The organism is Haloarcula sp. CGMCC 1.2071, from assembly GCF_037078445.1.
GTDB lineage: Archaea > Halobacteriota > Halobacteria > Halobacteriales > Haloarculaceae > Haloarcula > Haloarcula amylolytica.
The window spans coordinates 17,708-41,467 of sequence record NZ_JAYMGY010000011.1 but is presented as its reverse complement, the minus strand read 5'-3'; the positions used below and the strand labels follow the sequence as shown (position 1 = coordinate 41,467).

Below are 23,760 nucleotides of genomic sequence, written 5' to 3'. Positions count from 1 at the left end.
CAACCCTAGCGAATGGCACGTATCGATCTGGAGTCCTGTCGATAGCTGCCAGCGGGACGAACGCCACGATACACAGCCGCACAACCGATATTAATCCCGGCGGGCGCTGGATTATGCAGATTATATCATGAAGGTTAATCACACTCCGGATACGATGCGGCAGTATGCAAATCACCGGATACGAACTGTTCGAAATCCCTCCCCGCTGGGTCTTCCTGAAACTAGAAACCAACACCGGAGTTCTGGGGTGGGGTGAGCCCGTCATCGAGGGGAGAGCGAAAACAGTTCGAGCGGCGGTCGAGGAGATGCTGGACCAGTATCTCATCGGGAAGGACCCGTTTAGAATCGAGGATCACTGGCAAGCGCTGTACCGTGGCGGGTTCTATCGCGGCGGACCGATCCTGATGTCTGCAATCGCTGGTATCAATCAGGCGCTCTGGGATATCAAGGGAAAACACTTCGGTGCACCTGTGTACGAACTGCTGGGTGGCAAAAGCCGCGATAAGGTCAGAGTGTACAAATGGATAGGCGGTGACCGGCCTGAGGATGTCGCTGCAGAAGCGACGCGGTTAGCCGAGGCTGGCTACACCGCACTCAAAATGGATGCGACGAATCAGACCCGGTTCATCGAAACAAAGGCGTCGCTCGACGAGATCACAGAACGGATTCAGCACGTTCGAACAGCAGTCGACGACCGAGTGGATATCGGGATCGATTTCAGAGGCCGAGTATCAAAATCGATGGCCAAGACCCTCACCAACCGCCTCGAATCCGTCGAACCGATGTTCATCGAAGAGCCGGTGCTTCCCGAGAACATCGAACACCTTCCGAACATCGCGGCCCAGACACGCGCACCAATCGCAGCAGGTGAGCGACTGTATTCGAGATGGGATTACAAAGACCTCCTCAAAACGGGGGCGATTGACGTGATTCAGCCCGATGTCTCTCATGCAGGCGGTATTTCAGAGATGGTCAAACTGGCTAACATGGCGGAGTCACACGACGTCGCCATTGCACCGAACTGCCCACTGGGTCCAATTGCGCTGGCTGCGTCGATCCAGGTCGATACGGTCGTTCCGAACCTGTTAGTCCAGGATCAGGGGTTCGACGTACACTCTGAGACGACCAGTCCCGCACACGACCTGCTGAATTCGAACCCGTTTGCGTTCGACGACGGCTACCTGAAGACGCTGGACGGCCCGGGACTGGGTATCGACGTAGCGCTAGACGTCGTTCGGGAGAAGGCAGAAGCCGATCTCGACTGGCACAACCCGATATGGCGGCACGAGGACGGCAGCGTCGCCGACTGGTAACGATTGTTTCATAATAATAAAAACTTAAGCTATAGACGGGAGTAGTAATCTTATGCCCGATAAAACTGAGACAGCAACACTTTCGGCACCGATGAAGACGTTCGCCATCGTCGACGTGCTCAGAGACGCCGACGGGCCGCTTGGCGTCTCAGAGGTGGCCGAGCAACTCGGGTACACTCGGAGTACGACATACAAGCACCTGAATACGCTGTTGCAGTCAGGCTACGTTACAAAGAGTACAGGGAACTATCAGCTGACGTTACAGTTTGCCGATATCGGCGAACACGTCAAATCTCAGGCACCCATCTACCACGATACGAAGCCCCAGATAGACCAGATATCGGCGACGACCGGCGAGTCCGCCGGACTGGTTATCAAGTGCGAAAAGCAAATTGCCGACGTCTATCATACCGCCGTTGACGACTCTCCGAGACACGTAAACTCCCCGTGTTTTCACTGCAGCGCTCCGGGAAAGGCAATCCTCGCGGCGACCGACCCAGAGGCGGTCGATGCTATTTTAGACCACACTGGTCTGCCTGCAATGACCGAGAACACGATTACGGATCGCCAGACGCTCACCGCCGAACTCAACAATATCCGGGACCGGGGTATCGCGTTTGAGCGTCGCGAGCAGTATCCAGACGTAAACTGTGTCGCGGTTCCGATTCAGGACCAGTCTACAACCGCAGCCGTGTACGTGGCAGGACACGCTGAACGGCTGAGCGGGAAGCGGTTACAGGAGGATGTCCCCGGGATGATTCTGAGCGCCGTCAGGCAACTCAATGCGGAGCAAATCTGAGTCATTCGTCAGCCATCCCTGTTCACGGCCATTATCAGGACAGCCAATCGGCAATGCCCAGTACAGTCGCATCAACCCCGGTCCTATTTGATCGACGGCAGTTTCAGCAATGCCAGACATATCTCAACAAAAACTTTCATCCGAGATAGAGTATTTCTTTTAGCGAAACTATTTGAGAGCGTGCCGCGAATGAAATAATAGGCGTACACTTATTATACCAATCCACTTAGTTGAACCCAGCCTCTCCCAAATCTGCACATATCATCCTGTAGCCGTGCTGGACCGGTCCGCTTTCATCTGCTTGCCGTTCCACCGCTGTCGTTCAGTATGCTTCCCGCATCCCCACAGCTTTTCATAATACGAAATAATTTCGCCGAACTCCCTCTGTCGATTGGTCGAAACATTCAACTGTTGATGGATGGTGCGTTTCACTCACGGGGATACCTACAACAATGGATGCAATCGCTGTCAAGCGGGGGAAGACTCGGCCAGAACGCATCGACATCGAGCGCCCGGAACCGGACGAGGGAGAGGTGCTCGTGCGGACGCTCCGTGTTGGCATCGACGGAACGGACTTTGAGGTGCTATCGGGATCACATGGCGAGTTTCCCGAGGGCAGCGACTACCAGATACTGGGCCACGAGGCCGTCGGCGTCGTGGAGTCCTCGAACGGGACCGCGCTGAACGAGGGAGAGATTGTCGTCCCGACAGTCCGGCGGCCCGCAAACACGTCGAGCCGGTTCTTCGAGAACAACGAGCCCGATATGGCTCCACCAGGTGAGTATGTCGAACGGGGGATTGCGGGGGCGCACGGCTACATGGCCGAGTACTTCACCACACCCGCATCGTTTCTCGTCCCAATTCCGGAACCACTGGCAGATGTCGGATTTCTGGTCGAACCGATCAGCAATGCCGAAAAGGCACTTGAGCTGGCACAGCGCTCCAGATCGACCTTCGAGTGGCAGGATTCTGCCGGACTCGTCCTCGGAAACGGACCGCTAGGACTGCTCACATTGGCGATGCTTGCAGACCGGTGTGAGCGGACGTACTGTCTCGGCCGTCGTGAACGGCCGGACCCGACCATCGACATTATCGAGGAACTAGGGGCTACCTACGTCAATTCTCGACAGACGGCCGTCGACGAGATACCCGATGTCCACGAGCCGATGGATCTGGTGTTCGAGGCGACGGGGCACGCAAAACACGCGTTTTCGACGGTCGAGGCACTCGGTGCGAACGGAGTCGGCGTCCTCCTCGGTATCCCCGAGGATTGGGAATTCACTGTCAATGGCGGGGCGCTTCACAGGCAGTTGGTCCTCCAGAACAAAGCGTTGCTCGGGAGCGTGAACTCCAACGTCCGGCATTACAAACGCGCTCGTAACACACTTGCAGAATACCCGGACTGGTTCCTTGCGTCTATCATGACGACCCAGTGTTCGGTGTCGGAGTTTGCAGACGCATTCGAGGAGTCACCGGAGACTATCAAATCGTACATCGAATTCAGCACATAAGCTGCAGCATACCATCGATATGTGCATATTCACTTGAGAGAGTGGTATCCCCTCCGCATTTCTACATAAATAATCGCCTTAGTCACTCTTTTGACGAGAAAATTCGATACCGGGCTTCTCTGGAGGCATTTATGTCGACAATATTGTTATATGAAGATACCTACGGCATGTTTAGACGTAAGTATCTGTTGAGAGCGTAGAAATACATTGAACCCTCAAAATGAAACCCTCAAAACTGCTTCCGTACACATTATTTAGCTGCTGAATCCCAGAGCACGTTCGAAGCGGTCGACTGTTTTGTTATTGAATGCACAGCTATCCCTTCGGTTGTCCCCCAAAACGCGTTCGGAGACTGACGATGTGGTCTCGACTCATTGCCGCACGGACAGTGGACGCGCTGCGTCGTCCCGCCCCGCCCGCTCGAAATGCGAGTGAGGGTAATCGTGGTTAGTGTCTCCGCGTACCGTCGAACCCGAAGGTGTCAGCGAACTTTGAAGGGGAGATAGCATACCTCCGACCAGTGATCGCAAATGGACTAATTTCGCCGGTCGACGCCTTAGCAGAGCGCGCTATCGTTCGCGCCAGTGGCTACGTCTGGGAGTACTCATCGACCCACTCCTGCAGCGTGATGCCCATCGTTGACTGCGTAATCGCGTTCGAGGACGCGGAGTTCGCACTCTTGACGAGTTCGGCTTCCAGTGTCCGCGTCGGAATCTCGCCGATAAAGTGCGGAATCGCTCGCTGGACCGCCAGCGGACAGCCGACCTCGTGTGCGAGTGCATAGCCCGACAGGGAGTGTGGGACCTCTTCGGTTGCGTATCTCGGGTCCGGGTCGAGGAGCTTCTCGTCCTCGACGAAGTCGACGTACTCGTAGCACTTTCCGACGTCGTGGAGTAGTGTGGCTGCCACGATGACGTCCATATCGGGATCGGCACCGTGGAACTCCTGCTGCTCGATAGCGGATTCCCGTGCGATTCTGGTGACACCGCGGACGTGCCTGACGTTGGTTACCTCGTGGATGTTCCAGGCGTAGGGGATATCCGTAATGTCGCGCCAGCCACCTCGGTCGAGCGCGAGTGTCCACGCCTCGATGACGTTGCTGCGGAGGCTGTCCGACGAGATGTAGTCGAGTTCCGGGAACGCCTCCGTGACTTGCTCCTCGTAGTCGGGCATACTACCCCTCGTCCTTGACGAGCTGTTCCTGGCCGATAAACCGGGGCCGCTCGTCGATAGCCAAGAAGTTATCCACGTCCTCGCGGGCCGCTTTCGCTTTCCCTCTGTCAGGCGCGTAATCCCGCGATCCTTCGCTGCCGAGCGCGTCGTATAGCTTCTCGAGGTCGTCAAAGTAGAGCTCGGCGACGCCGTCGAACTCGGCGTTCTCGGGGTCAGTGGGGATGACCGTATTGTACTTGACGACGCCCTCGATCTCACGGGCGATCGGCGTATGGTTGGTCTGCCAGTAGTCGACGAACTCATCGTGTGTCATGTCGTCCTGCCGGACGAGAAACGCCGAGTGCTTGTAGAGGCCGTCGGTGTCGCCGTCGACCTCGTCTTTCTGGACGATCTCCTCGCCGATAATACGCGGCCGCTCCTCGACAGCAAGGAAGTTGTTCACGTCCTCGCGGGCCTTCGCGGCGACCGCTTTCGTGGGGTCATAGTCACGGGAGCCGGGACTACCCAGCGCCTCGTGCAGGTCCGCAAGCGTCTCGAAGTACAGCTCCGCCAGTCCGTCGAATTCGGCGTGTGCTGGTTCTGTTGGAAGGACTTGCTGGTAGCGAACCACGCCCTCGATGTCCTTCGCGATCGGCGTATGATTGGTCTGCCAGTAGTCGACGAACTCCTCGTGAGACATATCGTCCTGTCTGACTAACAGGGCTACGTGCTTGTACATCATCAGCACATTTCTGACCTATGAATATAAAAGCTAACGCTGTCGTCTATCAGATTAGTTAGGTCAGTAAAGATTAATGTACGCGTGACGCCGAAGACTGAACCGATATGGAGTCAGTAAACCCAGCCACGGGTGAGCGGCTAGACGTGTATGACCCCGATGCTGACGACGCAGTCGAACGAAAACTGGACCGAGCCGCATCGACGTTCGAGGAATGGCGTGATGTCCCGTTGCGTGAGCGCGAGCAATTGCTTGTAAACGCCGGCGAGGTCCTCCGGGAGAACAAACAGCGGTACGCAGAGCTGATGACCCGGGAGATGGGCAAACCCATCACTCAGGCCGTCGCTGAAGTCGAAAAGTGTGCCTGGGCGTGTGACCACTACGCTGAATACGCGCACAAATATCTCTCCGATGAGCACCACCCCAGCCCGCCGGGGACAGAAGTAAAGACGGTCCACGACCCGCTCGGGCCGGTACTCGCGGTGATGCCCTGGAACTACCCGTTCTGGCAGGTCGTTCGCTTTGCCGCGCCCTATCTCACTGCCGGCAACGTCGGCCTCCTCAAACACGCCTCGAACGTTCCCGGGTGTGCGCTCGCGCTCGAAGAGGTGTTTACCGAAGCGGGCTATCCCGAAGGCGCATTCCAAACGTTGTTGGTCGGCTCTAGCGACGTCGACGGCGTTCTCGCAGACGACCGCGTTCGCGCGGCGACGCTTACCGGAAGTGGTCCCGCTGGTCGTGCCGTCGCCGAAACAGCCGGTAAACATCTGAAAAAGACCGTGCTGGAACTCGGTGGGTCCGACCCGTTTATCGTCCTCGACGACGCGGACCTCGATGCTGCCGTTGAGACTGGGGTACAAGCACGGACACTCAACGGCGGACAATCGTGCATTGCCGCCAAGCGCTTCATCGTTCACACAGACGTCTACGAGGAGTACGTTGATCGGCTCGTCGCTGCCTTCGAAAACCTCACTGTCGGCGACCCGATGGCCGACGAAACCGACGTCGGCCCGCAGGCTGATCCGGACCTCATGGCCGAACTCCACGAACAAGTACGGGATAGCGTTGCCGACGGTGCAACGGTGCTGACTGGCGGCGAACCGCTTGACCGGCCCGGGGCCTTCTACCCGCCGACAGTACTGACTGACGTTCCTTCAGGGTGCCCTGCTGACACCGAGGAGACGTTCGGCCCAGTGGCGACCGTCTACGAGGTCGCCGATGCGGAGGAAGCGATTGCAGTCGCGAACGACACCCGTTTCGGGCTGGGTGCGAGCCTCTGGACTGCGGACAGGGAACGCGGCCAGCGTCTGGCACGAGAGGTCTCCGCGGGCTGTGTCTACATCAACGAGATGACCAAATCAGATCCGCGGGTTCCGTTCGGCGGCATCAAAGACGCCGGCTACGGTCGTGAACTCTCGGAGATGGGAATCAAAGAGTTCGTCAACAAAAAGACGGTCTGGGTCGAATAACCGTTCGCGTTTTCAACTGGGTGGTCTTCACATTGCTGACGCGCTCGGCTCTCGTCTGCCAGCATCAACTACGATCCAGCGGTTCGCGCGATAGAACAAACCTTCTTGTTTCAAGGGACATTATGCAAGCGCATGGAGTTAGCAATACTGGGCGGTACTGGTGACATCGGTGAGGGACTCGCGATGCGGTTTGCCTCGGACACGGACCATACGATTACGATCGGCTCACGGGACGCTGCAAAAGCCACCGACCGGGCGAGCGCGTACGAAGAACGACTGTCCGATCACGGCGTCGAGACTGGAATCAACGGGACAGACAACAGTAGCGCCGCGGCCGGTGCAGACGTGGTTATCCTGGCTATTCCGCCACACCACGTCGGCGATACGGTTGAAGCACTGACTGCGGATGACGTGCTCTCGGACCAACTGCTCATCAGCCCTGCCGTCGGGATGAACGGCGACGGGGATGGGCTCCACTACCGACCGCCGTCGACGGGAAGCGTAACTGAGTTTGTCGCGGAGCGGGCCCCTGAATCGGTTCCAGTGGCCGGCGCGTTCCATAACCTCGCCGCGGACCGGCTAGCGGATCTGGAGGCCACGCTCGATGTGGATACGCTAGTGGTCGCGGACGACCCGGCGGTCAGTGAACGAGTCGTGGCGCTAACCGATGACCTGGCGGGCGTCCGACCGATCCCTGCTGGGCCGCTTTCGAACGCCGCGGAAGTCGAGAGTCTGACGCCGCTGCTCATCAACATCGCTCGATACAACGAGGATATGCACGATGTCGGTGTGAGCTTTACGTAGACGCCGGCCGCGCTTCCGTCCGCCGCCGCGGTTCGATAGTATCGTAGCGAGATCGGCGACGTCCTCGCGTTTGCCTGTATCTGTAAACAGTCGCAACCAGGTCGGGAATTATCTCATCGCGCGTTGTCGATTTCGTCGATCGCGTCGGGGTTTTCGATACTCGAGAGGTCCCCCAGTGCTGCCCCCTCGTAGACGTTCTGAACGATTCGACGGACAATCTTTCCCGACTGGGTCTTCGGGAACGCGTCGACGAAGTGGAGTTCACGCGGTCGGAACGGCTTGCCGAGCGCAGTCCCGACCTGCGTCCGCAACGTCTCGCGAAGCTCGTCTGATTCCTCGTACCCCTCGTTGCAGATGACGTATGTGACGACCGCGGTCCCCTTCGTTTCGTCGTCCGCACCGATCGCAACAGCGGCGTTGACCGCATCGTGTTCGATGAGTGCGCTCTCGACCTCGGCCGGGCCGACCTTCCGGCCGGCGACGTTGAGCACGTCGTCCGAACGACCGTGCAGGAACCAGAAACCGTCCTCGTCTTTCTGGGCCCAGTCGCCGTGGTCCCACATATCGCCGAACCGCGACCAGTACTCTTCGAGGTACCGCTCGTCACCGCTCCACAGCGATTTTGTCATCGACGGCGCTGACGACTGACAGACCAGATACCCCTTCTCGTTGGCTTCGGCGACGGATTCCCCCTGTGCATCGACGACGTCGATGTCCATGCCGAGCGCCGGGCCGCCGAGCGTCCCCGGCTTCAGCGAATGCAGCGGCGTCGGCTGGAGGAAACAGCCGAAAATCTCCGTTCCCCCGGAGATGTTCATAATCGGTGTCGTCCCGCCGCCGACGTTCTCAAGGAACCACTCCCAGGAGTCCGGGTCCCACGGCTCACCGGTCGAACCCAGCAGGCGCAGCGTCGAGAGGTCGTGTCCCTCCAGCCACTCGTCGCCGTGTTTCTGTAGCGCACGGATTGCTGTCGGTGAAATTCCGAACACCGACAGATTGTGGGTGTCGATCAGCTCCCAGAACCGGTCCGGGTCTGGATAGTCGGGTGCCCCCTCGTACAGGAAGACGGTTCCACCGTGGGCGTGATTGCCGATTAGCGTCCACGGCCCCATCATCCAGCCGATGTCCGAGACCCAGAAAAAGCGGTCTGCGGGCTTGTGGTCGAACGAAAAGAAGATCTCCTTCGCCGGCTGGACGAGCCCGCCAGCGTGCGTGTGGACGATACCCTTGGGTTTGCCCGTTGTCCCGGACGAGTACAGCAGCATCGACTCGTGATCGGCGGGAAGCGACTGGGTCTCGTAGTCGGCAGACTGGGAACCGACTGCATCCGCCCACCATTCGTCACGAGCGGGGTCCCACGAGAGGGCAGACTCCGCAGAACCTAGCCGATTGTAGACGATTGTGTGCTCGACGTGGCCGGCCGCTTCGATAGCCTCGTCTGCGGCCGACTTCAGGTCGATTTCGCTTCCCCGACGGTAGAAGCCATCACCGGTGAACAGGACTGAACACTCGGCGTCTTCGATGCGGGTTGCTGTCGCGTCGACCCCGAAGCCGGAGAAGATAGGGACGGCAATCGCACCCACTTTGAAACAACCATACAGTAGCGGGACGATTTCCGGGACCATCGGCATGTACAGCCCGACGGTGTCGCCGGTTCCGACACCGCGCTCTTCGAGTGCATTGGCGACTTGATTGGCCTGCTGGTGGAGTTCGTGATAGGTGACCTCACGGACGGTCCCGTCCTCGCCTTCCCAGATTGTCGCGACGGTATTTCGGTTCTCTGAATCTGGGGCCGCGTGACGGTCGACGACGTTGTGAGCGATATTGAGTTCTCCACCGACGTACCAGTCCGTGAACTGCGGACCGTCTGTGTCATCGCGGACTTGCTCGTACGCCTCGTAAAATTCCAGGTCGAGATAGTCGACTATCTCGTCCCAGAACCAGTCAAGTCCGGACGCCGGCTCACCGTCGATATCGGTGACCGTCCGTCTGTGGAGTTCTTCGAAGGTCTCGATGCCGTGCGCTTGCATGAACGCGTAGACGTTGCTCTGGGTGACGAACGCCTCGCTCGGTTCGTACCGTACCTCCTCGAGTGCTGTGAGTGAGTCTGACATTGGATTCAAGTGGCTGTGACAGTGTCCGGAAGCTGTGCAGTCGCTGCAGTCGAGCTACCGTCTAGTTGAGCTACCCCGTCTTGTAGACGCCGCGTGCGTCCGCGACCTGTGTGCCGTCTTCAGCGTACACGTCAACACTGACGACACCAACGTCTCCCCCGTGGCGAACCACGTCCGCCTCCGCTCGGAGGTCACCTGTCCCGGCTTCGAGGTAGTCGATACGCATGTCAATGGTCGGCACCGGCTGGTCGACGAGGGACACGAGCGCGGCCCCGCCAACGGTGTCTGCGAGCGTGAATGTAACGCCGCCATGGGCCATTATCTGGTCTTCGTTCCACGACAGTTCTTCGCGCATTTCGATATGGCCTTCGGCGTACCCGTTGTCGACTGTGGTTATTTCGATATCGAGCAGGTCGGCAAACGGCATGTTCTCGAAGAACGCTTCGATGTCCATACTCATCTATTCGGTTCTTCACCTGGGGAAATAAGTATTGGTGTTCACAGGGGGCCGGACCACACGGGCGGCATCAAGGGAGTCCCCTGGCGCTCGTAGTGTCTCAGTCCCTTTGGCCCGGACTTCGTCTGGCGTCTCGCCGGTCACAGACACGATGTCCCAGTTCTCACCTGACCTTCGGCTGCACCTCTTCACCCAGCCGCCGGATACACTCGGCCATCTCCTGCGTTCCGGTTCCCGGGTGGTACGTCCGGAAGATGAAGTGAATGTCGTCGCCCAGCGCCTCGCGGTACGTTTCGAGTTCCGCCGTGACTTGCTCGGGCGTCCCGAAGATAGCCTGTTCTTTGAGTTCCTGTTTGCGGTCTTCGTCCAGTTCCGCAACCGTCTCGCCGGAGAATATCTCCTCGTACCGGCGCTGGATGTAGAGGTAGCCGTCGCGCATCCGCTCCCACGCGTCCTCGCGGGAGTCGCCGACGAACCCATGCTGCAGGACATATACCTGAAAGTCGCCCTCGATATCCTCGTCGTCGCGGACGTTACGGATGTCCTCAACACGCTTGCGGACGCCACCGACTGACAGTGACGACGGGGCACACCATGCGTCGGCGGTTCGGGCGGCCCGCCGGACGGCAGGCCGCGACGCGCCTCCGAGCATGAGTGGGACGTCGTGGGCAGGCTTCGGTGTCACGGTGACGTCCGACGAGATGTCGTGGAACTCCGGGTCGTAGTTAAGCGGCCCGTCAGACCAGGCCCCGCGAAGTGTGTTGACCGTATCGACTAGCCGCTCGGCCCGTTCGTCGTCAGGAATCCCGAAAGCGTCAAACTCGGAGACGTTGGAGCCAATCGCCAGCCCGAGCGTCGTGCGGCCACCGGATATCTGGTCCACCGTTGCGATATCCTCGGCGAGCCGGATCGAATCGTACAGCGGCGCGAGTGCGATGCAGGACCCGATTTCGATGTCGTCGGTGACTGCGGCTAACGCCCCAAGCGCCGGCGTGACGCCCGATAGATAGTCGTCGTCGAGGAAGTGATGCTCTGAGACCCAGGCGCTATCGAGACCCGCATTGTCGATAACTTCCCCCAGTTCGAGCATTTCGTCGTAAATCTCGCTGGTTTCGCGGTCGTCGTCCGGGCGCTGCTGACAGGTAAACAGGCCTGTTCCCAGTTGCATAAATCCCCGTTACGGCGCGACCGACTTAACGGTAGTGGCGCGCCGGCACCCAAACAGTGCGTGAGACCGGCCGCGATGCCTGCCAGTCAGTAGTCGATCCGAGTGATCTCCGACACGGGCCACTCACTGAGGATTTCGACGCCGTTCTCACGGACGACGACCATCTCCTCTACGCGGACGCCCTGCCGCTCCGCGGGCTGCATCGTCTCGACAGCCATCGTCATGCCCTCCTCGATTTCAATCGGGTGGTCCGGCGAGAGCCCGCGCCAGATGAGCGGCGTCTCGTAGAGCTGTAGCCCCAGCCCATGGGCCCAGTGGTTGGTCGTCATCTGCCAGAACTCGTCGGCGTCGTACCAGTCCATATGCTCCCCCTCTCTGTCGGGGAAGCCCTTGCAGATCTCGTCGGTCGTGGCCCCCGGCTCGATTCGTTCGAGGACGTCGTAGAGGTCGTCACGCGCTTTTTCGTAGGCGTCTTTCTGTGCCTGCGTCGGTTCGCCCATGCTGAACGTTCGGTAGTAACAGGAGCGGTAGCCCAGGTAGCCGATGTTGTAGAAATCCGCGTAGACGAGGTCGTTCGGCCGGATCATTCGGTCGGTCGTGTTCGCCTGGTGTTTCGGCCAGGTGTTCGGACCAGCGGTCACGTAGCCACCCTGGGCCATCGCGCCGTGGCCCCAGAGTTCGCCGACTGCGTCGCCCCAGACTTCCGATTCCCGCTTGCCCGGTTTTGCACTCTCCGTAATCTTCTGGAAACCCGCTTCACAGATGGCAGCGACCTGTCGCAGACACTCGACCTCGTCGCGGGTTTTGGTCTTCCGCGCGTCGAGCATGATGTCGGTCGCTGCACTGGTGTCGACATCGACGCCGCGGTCCTCGAACTTCTGGATGAGCGTCCCGTTCCCCACGTCGATACCCATCGGCTCCCGGTCGACACCGTACTCCTCCATGGCCGTGTACACCGTCTCGGCCATCTTGTCTTTGAGCCAGTCACGCGCGGAGGCGCTGCCTGACGCCCGGGGAACGTTGCCGAGCCCGGGACAGGCATACCGGATGTCGTCGAGCCAGGGACAGTTGAACCGCTGGTTCGATGCGTGGTCCGCAGTGTCCCAGTGGACTACGTCGCCGTCTTCGGTCAGGAGCGTGTAGTGATCTGCCCCGCTCCCACCGGTCATCGCCAGCCCAGTGACGTACCGGACATTCGGGTCATTGATAAGCAGCATCGACCCCAGTTCGGAGTCCTGCAGTCGGTCGAGGGCTCGCTCTTTGCGCTCGCGTCGCATCCGCTGGACGTCGATCCGCTCTTCCCAGTCGACGGCCATGGTGCCACGCGTTCCTTCCATGAAGTCGCGCTCGTACATCACCTGTGCGTACACGGAGGTCCCTAATCAAACACCGGGTTCACCCTGATACAATGAGGCAAACACGCTCGCAGCCACTCCTGTTCGGAAGCACGCACACAGCCGGCGGGCCAGTGTCAGAGCGGTTCGAGCCCGTTCTCTTCCCGGAGCGTGTTGATGTAGGACCGGAACCCGGATTCGAGGTCGTACTCGACCTCGTAGCCGAGATCGTTCTGCGCAGCGGTCATATCGAGATTCTGCGTCCAGGGGAGTTCGCCCTCGTCGGAGACATCGAGGTCGGCGTCCGGGACGATTTCCCGGACAGCGTTGGCGGCTTCACGGATAGTCGCGAGGACGCCGCGGACGTTGTAGATACGCTGGCTGAGGTTGTCCTCGTCAACGAACGTCGCTTTCCGGAACGCCTGCGCGATATCGCGGGCGTGTTGCCAGTCGATCACCTGGTCACCGTACTCGACGCTGAACGGTTCGCCGAGTGCCGGTTTTTCGATGATGTTTGCGAGGAACGCCGACCCACCGGTTTCGCGGTAGGGGCCGTACGCGACTGTCGGACGAAGCCCAACGTGGTCAACGCCGTAGTCCTCGTGGTAGACACGGGCCTGATGTTCGTTGTACTCCTTGGTCGCGCCGTAGAGCGTGTCAGGATAGACGAGTTCGCTCTCGTCAACGTACTCGGCGGCGTAGTTGTGTGGCGGCGCGTACACTGCAGCGCTGGAGGCCCAGGTGACACGCTCTATCTGGTCGTCGAGGGTGCGTGCGGCCTCGAAGACGTTGTTCGTCCCTTTGATGTTGACATCGAGGCCAGCCCGCGGGTTGTCCCGTGCTGTGTTCGTCAGCAGTGCCGCAAGGTGAACGATGTGTGTCGTCCCCGTCTCCTTCACCGCCCGGATCACGTCCGTCGCCTCCGAGACGTCACCGCGTCGGATGGTCACGTCGTCGGCGACACCCAACTTCGAGAGGATGTGGTCGTCCGTCGAGAGGTCGTAGGCGACGACGTCGTGACCGTGTTCGATGAGGTCCTCGACCACATACGAGCCGAGGAAGCCGGTTCCACCAGTGACAAGCACCGTCGTATCTGTCATTGTTATATCAGTGTGTGTTCCGTGGTTGATTTATATTCTTTGCTAACCCGTGTCTGGGACGTCATTCGTGGAGCCCGCCGACTTCCTTGTAGAACGACGACTGGAGGGACTCGACCATCTCTTCGTCCCGGTCGATGCGAACGTCGATGACGAACGGGACATCGGCGCTGGTCCCCTCAGCGAGTGCATCCGCGAGTTCAGCAGGCGTCACAGCCTGCGTCGCTTCGGCACCGAACGCCTCGGCTGCCTTCACGAAGTCGGTATCGTGGAACTCGACGCCGGCGATATCGCCCGCCTCGTGTTGCATCTGACGGACCATCCCCAGGCTGGTGTCGTTGAGGACGACGAACGTGGGCGCGACGCCGTTCTCGACGGCTGTCTCCACACTCGTCATCGTCATGGTGAAGCCACCGTCGCCGGCGACGGCGATGACATCTTTTTCCGTCGTGATGGCGGCGGACACCGCGGCCGGCGTTGCCCATCCCATCGCGCCGACGCCACCGCTGCCGTAGTAGGTCCCGGTGTCCGGTGTCTGGAGGTAGTTCAGCAACCAGAATCGGTTATTGCCCGAGTCGGCGGTCACGATGGTCTCCGAATCAACCACTGCCTCGATCTCCTTGACTGCCCGCTGTGGCTTGATCGGCGACGCGTCCGACTCGCATCTGGGGGCGTAAAACGACTCCTGCGCCGCGGCCGCACGGTCGCGCGCCCAGTCGTTTCCAGCGCTCTCGGGGAGGTTTGCCGCCAGGTCGTCGAGGCTCTGTGCGGCGTCACCGATGAGTGCAACATCTGCGGGGTAGACCCAGCCAGCGTTGCGTGTGTCGATGTCAGCGTGGATGATTGTCTGCTCGTCGGGTCGGATGAACTCCGGTGACTGCCAGTTCGTGTCCATCGGGTTCATCCGACAGCCCACGACGAGGAGGACGTCTGCCTCGCTGACAACCTGATTTGCGCCCTCGTGCCCGAAGGAGCCGATAACGCCCGCAGCCAGGTCGTGGGTTTCGGGGAACGTCGACTTGCCGAGATAGGAGGTAGTGACGACGGCATCAGTAGCCTCAGCGACAGTTTCGAGCTGGTCGTAGGCGTCGGCCGCGTGAACGCCGTTGCCGGCGATGATGACCGGTCGGTCAGCTTCGCTCAGGGCTGTTATCGCTGTCTGGACGTCCTCGCGGGCCGGTCGCGATTCCCAGTTTTGCACCTGATCGTGGCCGTCCCAGACCGGCGGAATCGGGTCCTCGGGCATCTCCTCGGTGACGGCGTCACCGTCGAGGATTATTGCCGTTGGCCCCGGCCGGCCGGCAGTCGCGTGTTTGAACGCGAGCTGGAGGCTCCGTACCGTCTCCGTCGGTGAGCGCGGGAACCAGTTTTCCTTGGTGTAGGCATCGAGCGCGGACGGCAGGTCCAGTCCGCCGTAGTCACCGCGAGCCTGCTGGTACGGCGCGAGCGTCGAATAGTCGCCACGCTCGCTCGCCTCGGTAATGACGACCATTGGGGAGGAAGCGAGCTTTCCCTCCATCTGGCCGATCGCGCCGAGGCTCCCGATCCAGGGGCCCTGCCCCGCGAGGACCCCGGGATTGCCGGTGAGGCGCCCGTGCATCTCGGCCATGACGCTGGCTTCGCGCTCGTCGCGCGGTCGAACCATCTCGACGTCGGCATCCGGTACGTGATCGAGAATCTCGATGGCACGACCGCCGGGATATCCGAAGACGTACTCGACGCCTTGTTCGTCCAGTTCTTCGACAAGGCGCTTTCCTGTTTCAGTCATGGGTAGTGAATTTGGGAGTCATTATCGATTGTCGCGTTACGTCCCACTGTGGGTGACTCCCAAGATATAGAGTTTGGGGTCAACGTTGCACCAATCCCGGTTGCACGGACGTACTATTCGGGGCCCTGCGAAACTAGATGTCCTGCCGCGGTGTTCAAGTAATTCGACCAAGCCATAGTACCAATTTCTAGCAGACTCGGTCCTTTGACCGCTCGGATTCCTCGTTATAGCTCCCGAAAACTGTTCTAATAGTTAGAACAGAATAAATTCCAGTGAAGAATATATAGATTCATATATCCACAGAAGTGATAGATTATCCGAATAGTCGGTAAAGCCCCTCTAAGTTCGACTTCACCTACTGAGTAAGACACCTGAACCTTGGAGCATCGGATACTACGGTTGGGGGATTACAGCGTTACTGTTGTAACAGCGTTTGTCACACGATTTCCGCATACTGTTACACTCATATAGCTGTAACAGAACTGCTGTGCAGGCTCGTTTGTCATTGTCCTCATATCTTTGTTATTTCCCTCGACGAATAACTCTTGCTTGGAGCGGAACTATCGGTTCTTCGATGCTGTAGAGGCAGTAGCGGTTCTGAGGAGTCCGTAGCAGCTGGGGACTTATTCACCGAACTACAGACGGGGGTTCAGTGGGCGTGGCTGTCTGTTTGTTCGAATAATTCGAACCACTACGCTCTACGATTGATTTATATACCAGAAACCTCCGGATAGCTGTCTGTCCGAGCGGAGAGTGACGACGGATCGCCGAATCTGAGACCCCATTCCGGTACCGGACTGCGCGTTCGGTATAGCTATAGTAGCCATTGAAAACCAATGTACACCTGATCGAACGACGGCAGTGTGATCAGTGTGTACATCGGTTCAATTGTTACTATAGTCCAGTGCTGGTGCTCGATTGGACGCTCGAACCAGAACTCTCGCATCGGATACCCGTACCTATGTGGGCCAGAAGTGCGCTGTAACGGTTATAGGGCACGTCGAGCGCCCTGTCGCGGACACCGTTCGTATGGTTCGAACGAATATCGGCACTGGCGCGGCACGCACAAGACAACGTGGACAATACAGGCACGTCAGGTGAGAGCCTTTTGCGTATCGGTGTGTTCGAGATCGGATCGGACTCGTCCCTCTTAGGGCCCGTTTCGTCTCTGAGCAGAACCGCTACGGTTCATAATAACGTTTATCACGAAAGATGGTGTCATGGGTAGTGTTGCGATGCACGATACAGTCAGCCGTCGAACTGTCATGAAGAGCATTGGTGCCGCAGGCGCTGTCGGACTTGCAGGCTGTTCGGCAGATGGTGGTGATGGTGGCAGCGAGAACACCATCAGCATGGGTATCCTAATGGGAGTCACAGGTGGTCTGTCCGAAGTGGGTCCCGCGATTCGGGACGCAGCAGAACTAGCCGTAAAACAGGTCCGAGACGCGGACAACGGGTTCGCAGTCGATACGCAGTTTGAGAATACGGAGACCAAGCCCAGTCGGGGTGTGAGTGGCGCGGAAGCCCTCGTGAACGGTGGCTACCCGATGATTTGCGGGGGGTTGGCGTCATCGGTGACACTGCAGGTCGCGGAGAACGTCGCAATCCCGAATCAGACGGTGATGTGCTCACCATCGGCGACGTCGCCGGACGTCACATCACTGGAGGATAACGACTTCGTGTACCGGACGCCGCCGACCGATAAGTTGCAAGGATCACTGCTGGCACAGATAGCGGCCGAACGGCTTGAGAAGGAGAGCGCAGCTATCCTCTTTCTCAACAACGCGTACGGGAACGGCCTGTCGAACGGATTCACGAAGACGTTCGAGGGGGAGTACGGCGGTGAGGTCCTGAATCAGGTCTCGTACTCGGCGGGTCGGTCCTCGTACACCTCCCAGTTGCAGAACGTGCTTGACGGTGACCCGGAGACGCTCGTGATTATCGGCTATCCGGAGAGTGGGAACAAGATCTTCCGGAACTTCTACGAGAACTTCGACAGAGCGGACATGGATATCCTGGTGCCGGACGGGCTCAGGGCCGATGACTTGCCCGGGAATGTGGGCCACGACATGACAAACGTCCGCGGGACCAATCCGTCCTCGGCCGGACCGGGAATCGAGTACTTCAGGTCTGCATACGAAGACGAGTACGACTCTGCACCGGGACCGTTCAATCAGCAGTCGTTCGATGCTGCGGCGGTTCTGCTGCTGGCACGCGCGGCAGCCGGTGAAGATGCTGGGACCGCAATCCGCGATCAAATGCGGGCAGTCACAGAACCAGGCGGCGAAACAGTCGGACCCGAAAACCTTGGAGAGGGTGTTTCGCTGGCGGCCGACGGGAACGAAATCAATTATCAGGGCGTCTCGGGCCCGGTTGAGTTCGACGAGAACGGGGACCTGGCCAGCGCCGTGTACAACTACTTCAGGTACACGGAGGACGGCACAGAGAATATCGAACAGGTGGAGGTGTAACCGAAATACTGCTGGGCTTTCTCCTCTAACTGCAATTGCCCCTCAGTATGACAGTCGAAGTGGATTTTGTACCATTGCCGTGGCTCAGATAGAACCTAGTCATCATACTGTCTGGCAAAGTTGAAGGGACGGCACCTGTCGTACAACCGAAAGACTATAATCAAATACCGTTATACTCATGAACTGATGTCTCAGTACGCAGCACGCGTCGAAGAGATGGATATCAGCGGCATCCGAGAAGTCTTCGAGGCGGCAGGCGAAGACGCAATAAACCTGGGTCTCGGTCAGCCTGATTTCCCAACTCCAGAACACGCCCGGGAGGCAGCGACGAGTGCGATTCAGGATGGGATGGGCGACTCATACACGTCCAACAAGGGCATTCCAGAACTCAGAGACGCCATCAGTGAACGCTACGCCACCGACAACGGACAGGACATACCGCCCGAAAACATCATCGCCACTGCCGGCGCAAGCGAGGCGATTCACGTCGCCATCGAAGCCCACGTCCAGCCAGGTGACGAAGTGCTCTGCCCCGACCCCGGGTTTCTGGCCTACGAACAACTGGTGCTACTCGCCGGCGGCGAACCGAAGCGGGTCGAACTCAGAGATGACCTGACCCTCGACCCCGCTGCTGTGGAGGACGCCATTACGGACAACACGTCACTGTTTATCGTTAACAGTCCTGCGAACCCGACCGGTGCGGTGCAATCGAAGCGGGATATGGCGGAGTTCGCGCGGCTAGCGGATGAGCACGAAGTCATTTGCCTCTCCGACGAGGTCTACGAGAAGATCGTCTTCGACGGTGAACACCACTCACCGGCGGAGTTCGCTAGCTCCGATAGGGTCATTCAGGCCAGCGCGTGCTCGAAAACGTACTCGATGACGGGGTGGCGGCTCGGGTGGGTGGCGGCCAGTTCGGAGCGGATCGAACGGATGCTCCGGGTGCACCAGTACGTGCAGGCGTGTGCCAGCGCTCCATCGCAGTACGCTGCTGAAGCGGCGCTTACCGGCCCACAGGAACCGGTGCGAGAGATGGTGTCGGCCTTCGAAGAGCGTCGAAACGTACTTCTCGATGGGTTGGAGGATATCGGCCTCGACACACCAGTGCCGAAGGGAGCGTTCTACGCGATGCCCCACGTCCCGGACGGATGGACCCAGAAGATGCTGGACAACGACGTCATCGTGGTTCCTGGCGAGGCATTCGGGCCGAGCGGTGAGGGACAGGCGCGGATCTCGTATGCTACGAGCACAGCTGAACTGAAAGAGGCGCTGGAAGTGATGGGAACGGTCACGGATTCTCTGTAGCGCGCCAGCAGGGACTCGCGACTGACTTCGCCTTCCGGCAATCGGTTTCATATTTCTCGTCGTGGACATAGATACATATGCGATTCAAGGAAGCACTGCCGAAGTCGGGAGCGTATGCGCCCGCGGTTGTGTACTGACCCCTGGTATCAACGCTGAACCCTGATATCAACGCCTGCGGTTGCAAAGCTCGCCTGACTTAGTTACAATGTCTGATATGTGTTGGTAATTACCGTGTGTAGTACTAGCATGAAACGGGCGTATATCTTCGGTTCCCTGTGATTCTATGACGATTTTACATCAAGATTTTTAACACTGGGTACAGAGCACGATAATATGGCGGCACGAGACTACTACAGCCGTGGACAGAATCTACTATACAACCGCCCAGTACTCGTTATATTCGCCGTTATCGGCGTGTTTCTCGTATTCGACATCCTTCGACAGTTAGGCACTGGCACAATCGTCGTCACAGACCTCATGAGTTATCTCTGGAACGGACTGGTGCTTGGGATGTCGCTTGGACTGGCCGGTGTCGGCCTCTCGATGACGTACAGTATCCTCAATTTCGCGAACTTTGCCCACGGTGACTTGATTACGAGCGGTGCGTTCGCCGGATGGGCGACAGCGTTTCTGATTGCGGGCCTGGGGGAATTCTCCGTCGAAGCGCTCGTCCTCATCGGCGGCCCAATCGCAGTCGGTTCGAATGAGCTCGGAATAAACGTCGTCAACACCCCACTGGCGCTTCTGGCTGGATTACTCGTCGCCGCGGCCCTCACAGCCGTCCTCTCGCTTTTGCTGGATCGAATCGTGTTCAAACCGATGCGCAGTGCCGACGGCGTGACGCTGATGATTGCCAGCGTCGGCGTCGCACTGTTCCTTCGTAATTTTCTCACCTTTTCGTTCCTGACTGACAGCCGCGGATTGACAGGCGGCAACGTCCCCCAATTTACCATCGCGGATGTCACGTTCGGAGGGCACCAGATTACGCTGGTCGTCGTCGCCGCACTCCTGATGCTCGGCACGCACATTCTGCTCCAGTACACCAAAATCGGCATGGCGATGCGCGCAATGGCTGCGAACAAAGACCTCGCAAAAGTCACGGGCATCCCAACGGAGCGCGTCGTCAAGCTCACATGGATTATCGGCGGCGGGCTTACCGGGTGTGCGGGCTTTCTTATCGCGTTACAGCAGGGAACGCTCACAGTTACAATGGGGTGGGACCTGCTGTTACTGGTGTTCGCAGCGGTCATCCTCGGCGGTGTCGGCTCGATCTACGGCGCAATGGTCGGCGGGGTCATCCTCGGCATCGCGAGTCGACTCGCGCTCGTCTGGATCCCGGCTAGCTTCCTCCTGGTTGCGGCATTCGTCATTATGATCGTCATGCTGCTCGTGCGCCCGTCGGGTCTGTTCAGTGGGAGGACGACGGCATGAGTACGGGTTCCATTCAGGCGCGGGCTGAGGGCTGGCTTGGCAACAATGACGTGCGCCTGCTTGTCGCGCTTGCTCTCGCGATCGGGGGACTGTACGCGCTTTTCAGTGTCGTTCTCGGGTTCCAGCTGAACGGCACAGTCAACACGCTCCGTCGTGTTGCGTTCCTCTCGGCGATCTACGCCATGTTAGCGCTCGCACTGAACCTCCAGTGGGGGTACGCGGGCCTGTTCAATCTCGGAGCGGCCGGGTTCATGGCGATCGGTGTGTACACGATGGGGATACTGGCCGCCCCAGTGACGGCCAGTCCACCCGGCTTCGGGCTGCCGCTTCCGGTCGCCATCGTGGCTGCTATCCTCGTGACCGGGGTCGTCGGCGGCCTCGCAGCGTTGCCGGCGATCCGACTCCGTGCCGACTATCTCGCAATCGTAACTGTCGCGTTCTCGGAAATCGTACGCCTCACACTCCGTGCCCCGGAGTTCGCGAACACTCGCATTGCCGGCGTCGCATTCGGGACTGGCGGTGCGACGGGCCTGTCCCTCCCATCGAACCCGATCCGGATTCTCTTTTACACAGACCCGGCCGCAACAGCCCCGGCGCCCAATGCACTGGGTGCGGCGATGTTCAGCGCCGTGGAACCACTGGGAATCGAGCAGACGCTGGTCATCGGCTGGGCGTACGTGGTCGTGCTGTGTCTCTGTCTCGGCCTCCTGTACTGGCTGATGATCCGTATCGGGAAGTCACCCTTCGGCAGGGTCCTCAAGAGCATCCGCGAGGACCAGCAGGTCACGCAGGCGCTGGGGAAAGACACGCGCCTGTTCAAGATCAAGACGTTCGCGCTCGGCTGTGCGCTCATGGGCTTGATCGCCATCCTCTGGCGGCTCTCCGGAGGCTATGCATCGCCACGGATGTTCAAGCCGATACAGACGTTCTACATCTTCATTGCGCTGTTTATCGGCGGGACTGGGTCGCCAACGGGAAGTATCGTCGGCGGTGCTCTGTTCGCGAGTCTGCTCTTCGAGGGACCCTCGTTCGTCCGCCGGGTCGTGGCAGAGTATCTCCAGCTCAGCAACGCCCCCGACACGCTTGTCGGTGCCCTTGCCGAGCTGGGGACCCTTGATGTCACGCCGCTGCTGGCCTATTCCGTGCAGGACGTGAGCATCTCCGCGCTCCGTCTCATGCTGTTAGGTATCGTTCTGGTGTATCTCATGCAACGGCATCCGGACGGGCTGCTTGGCCATCGAAAAGCAATCGCATCGAGCGTTGACCTCTCACAACAGGCGACTCGCGAGGACGACAATGAGTAAGAACGCGCACTCAGCACGGAGCGACCAGACCCAGAAGGGACAGCAAGAGCAGATACTCAAAGTGGAGAACCTACGAAAGACGTTTGGCGGTATTACCGCTGTCGCCGACGTCTCTTTCCACGTCGAAAAGGGGTCGATCACCGGTCTGATTGGCCCGAACGGGGCTGGCAAGTCGACGACGTTCGACCTGATTACCGGTGTGCAACGCCCGGACGGGGGCGAAGTCGAGTTCAACGACACGGAGATAACGGGGTACCGGTCGGATCAGGTCGCAAACCAGGGCCTCGTCCGGACCTTCCAGATCGCACGGGAGCTATCGGAGATGACCGTGCTGGAAAACCTGCTGCTGGCACCACAGAACCAGGCCGGCGAAGCAGTCTGGCGAGCGGTCCTCCCGCGAGCCAGAACGAAGGTCGTCGAACAGGAAAAGGAGCTCCGGGAACAGGCCTGGGAGATGCTCGAACTGTTCGAGATCGAACACGTCGCGCACGAATCCGCCGGCAATCTCTCAGGGGGGCAACGGAAGCTTCTGGAGATGGCGCGCGTGCTCATGACCGACCCCGAGATGGTGCTGCTGGACGAACCGCTTGCGGGAGTCAATCCGACACTCGAGGAGAAACTCATCGACCGGTTGCACACGCTCAAAGAGCGTGGCTACACCTTCCTCTTCGTCGAACACGATATGGACGTTATCATGAACAACTGCGATACGGTCATCGTTATGCATCAGGGAAGTGTTCTCACAGAGGGGCAACCGGAGGCAGTGAAAAACAACGACAGAGTGCTCGACGCATATCTCGGGGAAGAGGTGAAAATATGAGTTTGTTGTCGGTGCAGCAGCTGGACGCCGGGTACGGCGACCTGCAGATCCTCACAGATGTCGACATGGAAGTCGGAAAGAGTGAGTACATCACCATCGTCGGCCCGAACGGCGCGGGCAAGTCCACTGTGATGAAGTCGGTGTTCGGACTGACGACGTACATGGGGGGCGAGATCGTATTCGATGACAGGGACATCGCTGGCGAACAACCGGAAGATATCATCTCGTATGGGCTGAGCTTTGTCCCCCAGAGCAACAACGTGTTCGAGCCGCTGACGGTCACGGAGAACCTCAAGATGGGTGCATACACGCTGGACCAGTTCCCGGAAGAGCGGCTACAGGCAGTTTACGACCGCTTCCCGATACTGGAAACGCGGTCAGAGCAGAAGGCGGGCACACTTTCAGGCGGGCAACAGCAGATGCTGGCGATGGGCCGTGCGCTCATGCTCGATCCCGATCTGTTACTGCTTGATGAGCCAAGTGCAGGCCTCGCACCGGACCTCGTCGACGAGATGTTTGACCGCATCGACGAGATCAATGACGCCGGAACCGCTGTCCTCCTCGTCGAGCAAAACGCCAAAGAGGCATTGCGGCGGTGCGACCGCGGCTACGTCCTTGTGCAGGGACAGAACCGACACGAAGACAGTGGTGAAGCACTTCTCAACGACCAGCAGGTTCGCGAGGACTTCCTCGGCGGGTAGCTC

The 23,760-nt window shown here is 59.2% G+C and carries 19 protein-coding genes; 11 read left to right on the top strand and 8 right to left on the bottom strand.

Annotation, left to right across the window (positions count from 1 at the left end; all coding sequences use genetic code 11):
- The first annotated feature begins 164 nt into the window (after positions 1–164).
- The 3 genes from dgoD (at position 165) to VI234_RS16860 (ending at position 3,623) form a co-directional block, all read left to right on the top strand.
- A complete protein-coding gene (gene dgoD / locus VI234_RS16870; RefSeq protein WP_008308410.1) occupies positions 165–1,313 on the top strand; it encodes a galactonate dehydratase in 1,149 nt (382 codons plus the stop codon).
- Positions 1,314–1,365: 52 nt separating this feature from the next.
- Entirely contained in the window at positions 1,366–2,112 is a 747-nt protein-coding gene (locus VI234_RS16865) for an IclR family transcriptional regulator (RefSeq protein WP_336330653.1), read from the top strand.
- Between the two features lie 452 nt (positions 2,113–2,564).
- A complete protein-coding gene (locus VI234_RS16860) occupies positions 2,565–3,623 on the top strand; it encodes a glucose 1-dehydrogenase (protein WP_008308412.1) in 1,059 nt (352 codons plus the stop codon).
- Between the two features lie 588 nt (positions 3,624–4,211).
- On the opposite strand, the gene VI234_RS16855 is transcribed toward VI234_RS16860, so the two are convergent.
- On the bottom strand, positions 4,212–4,796 hold the full coding sequence (locus tag VI234_RS16855) for an HD domain-containing protein (RefSeq protein WP_008308413.1): 585 nt from the start codon (positions 4,794–4,796) through the stop codon (positions 4,212–4,214).
- A 1-nt stretch (position 4,797) separates the two neighbouring features.
- Complete coding sequence (locus tag VI234_RS16850) at positions 4,798–5,517, bottom strand: EthD family reductase (protein ID WP_008308414.1); 720 nt, start codon at positions 5,515–5,517, stop codon at positions 4,798–4,800.
- A 104-nt stretch (positions 5,518–5,621) separates the two neighbouring features.
- Here VI234_RS16850 and VI234_RS16845 point away from each other — a divergent pair, with 104 nt between their 5' ends.
- On the top strand, positions 5,622–6,983 hold the full coding sequence (locus VI234_RS16845; protein WP_336330652.1) for an NAD-dependent succinate-semialdehyde dehydrogenase: 1,362 nt from the start codon (positions 5,622–5,624) through the stop codon (positions 6,981–6,983).
- Positions 6,984–7,115: 132 nt separating this feature from the next.
- Positions 7,116–7,787: an NADPH-dependent F420 reductase gene (gene npdG, locus VI234_RS16840; RefSeq protein ID WP_008308418.1), complete on the top strand. Its 672-nt coding sequence runs from the start codon at positions 7,116–7,118 to the stop codon at positions 7,785–7,787.
- Between the two features lie 113 nt (positions 7,788–7,900).
- Here the strand turns inward: npdG and VI234_RS16835 are convergent, their stop codons facing one another.
- From VI234_RS16835 to VI234_RS16810, 6 genes are all read right to left on the bottom strand, one after another.
- Positions 7,901–9,901: an AMP-binding protein gene (locus VI234_RS16835; RefSeq protein ID WP_336330651.1), complete on the bottom strand. Its 2,001-nt coding sequence runs from the start codon at positions 9,899–9,901 to the stop codon at positions 7,901–7,903.
- A gap of 70 nt (positions 9,902–9,971) precedes the next feature.
- Entirely contained in the window at positions 9,972–10,355 is a 384-nt protein-coding gene (locus VI234_RS16830; RefSeq protein ID WP_008308422.1) for a PaaI family thioesterase, read from the bottom strand.
- A 166-nt stretch (positions 10,356–10,521) separates the two neighbouring features.
- Positions 10,522–11,526: an LLM class flavin-dependent oxidoreductase gene (locus tag VI234_RS16825; RefSeq protein ID WP_336330650.1), complete on the bottom strand. Its 1,005-nt coding sequence runs from the start codon at positions 11,524–11,526 to the stop codon at positions 10,522–10,524.
- An 86-nt stretch (positions 11,527–11,612) separates the two neighbouring features.
- Positions 11,613–12,881 carry a M24 family metallopeptidase gene (locus tag VI234_RS16820; protein WP_008308427.1) on the bottom strand — a complete coding sequence of 423 codons (1,269 nt, stop codon included), beginning with the start codon at positions 12,879–12,881 and terminating at the stop codon, positions 11,613–11,615.
- Between the two features lie 116 nt (positions 12,882–12,997).
- On the bottom strand, positions 12,998–13,960 hold the full coding sequence (locus VI234_RS16815; protein WP_008308429.1) for an NAD-dependent epimerase/dehydratase family protein: 963 nt from the start codon (positions 13,958–13,960) through the stop codon (positions 12,998–13,000).
- Positions 13,961–14,021: 61 nt separating this feature from the next.
- On the bottom strand, positions 14,022–15,725 hold the full coding sequence (locus VI234_RS16810; RefSeq protein WP_336330649.1) for a thiamine pyrophosphate-binding protein: 1,704 nt from the start codon (positions 15,723–15,725) through the stop codon (positions 14,022–14,024).
- Between the two features lie 1,265 nt (positions 15,726–16,990).
- On the opposite strand from VI234_RS16810, the gene VI234_RS16805 reads away from it, so the two are divergent.
- The 6 genes from VI234_RS16805 to VI234_RS16780 all read left to right on the top strand — a co-directional run bounded on the left by VI234_RS16805 (position 16,991) and on the right by VI234_RS16780 (position 23,757).
- Positions 16,991–18,196, top strand: coding sequence for an ABC transporter substrate-binding protein (locus VI234_RS16805; RefSeq protein WP_008308434.1), 1,206 nt, complete (start codon positions 16,991–16,993; stop codon positions 18,194–18,196).
- A 186-nt stretch (positions 18,197–18,382) separates the two neighbouring features.
- Entirely contained in the window at positions 18,383–19,501 is a 1,119-nt protein-coding gene (locus VI234_RS16800; RefSeq protein WP_008308436.1) for a pyridoxal phosphate-dependent aminotransferase, read from the top strand.
- A gap of 333 nt (positions 19,502–19,834) precedes the next feature.
- Entirely contained in the window at positions 19,835–20,932 is a 1,098-nt protein-coding gene (locus tag VI234_RS16795) for a branched-chain amino acid ABC transporter permease (RefSeq protein WP_008308437.1), read from the top strand.
- Positions 20,929–22,236, top strand: a complete 1,308-nt coding sequence (locus VI234_RS16790) for a branched-chain amino acid ABC transporter permease (protein ID WP_336330648.1) — start codon at positions 20,929–20,931, stop codon at positions 22,234–22,236. Before VI234_RS16795 ends, VI234_RS16790 begins: the two co-directional genes overlap by 4 nt.
- Positions 22,229–23,056 (top strand): ABC transporter ATP-binding protein, encoded by an 828-nt coding sequence (locus VI234_RS16785; RefSeq protein ID WP_008308439.1) that lies wholly within the window; start codon positions 22,229–22,231, stop codon positions 23,054–23,056. Before VI234_RS16790 ends, VI234_RS16785 begins: the two co-directional genes overlap by 8 nt.
- A complete protein-coding gene (locus VI234_RS16780; protein ID WP_008308440.1) occupies positions 23,053–23,757 on the top strand; it encodes an ABC transporter ATP-binding protein in 705 nt (234 codons plus the stop codon). The genes VI234_RS16785 and VI234_RS16780 overlap by 4 nt, the downstream gene beginning before the upstream one ends.
- Positions 23,758–23,760: the final 3 nt, after the last annotated feature.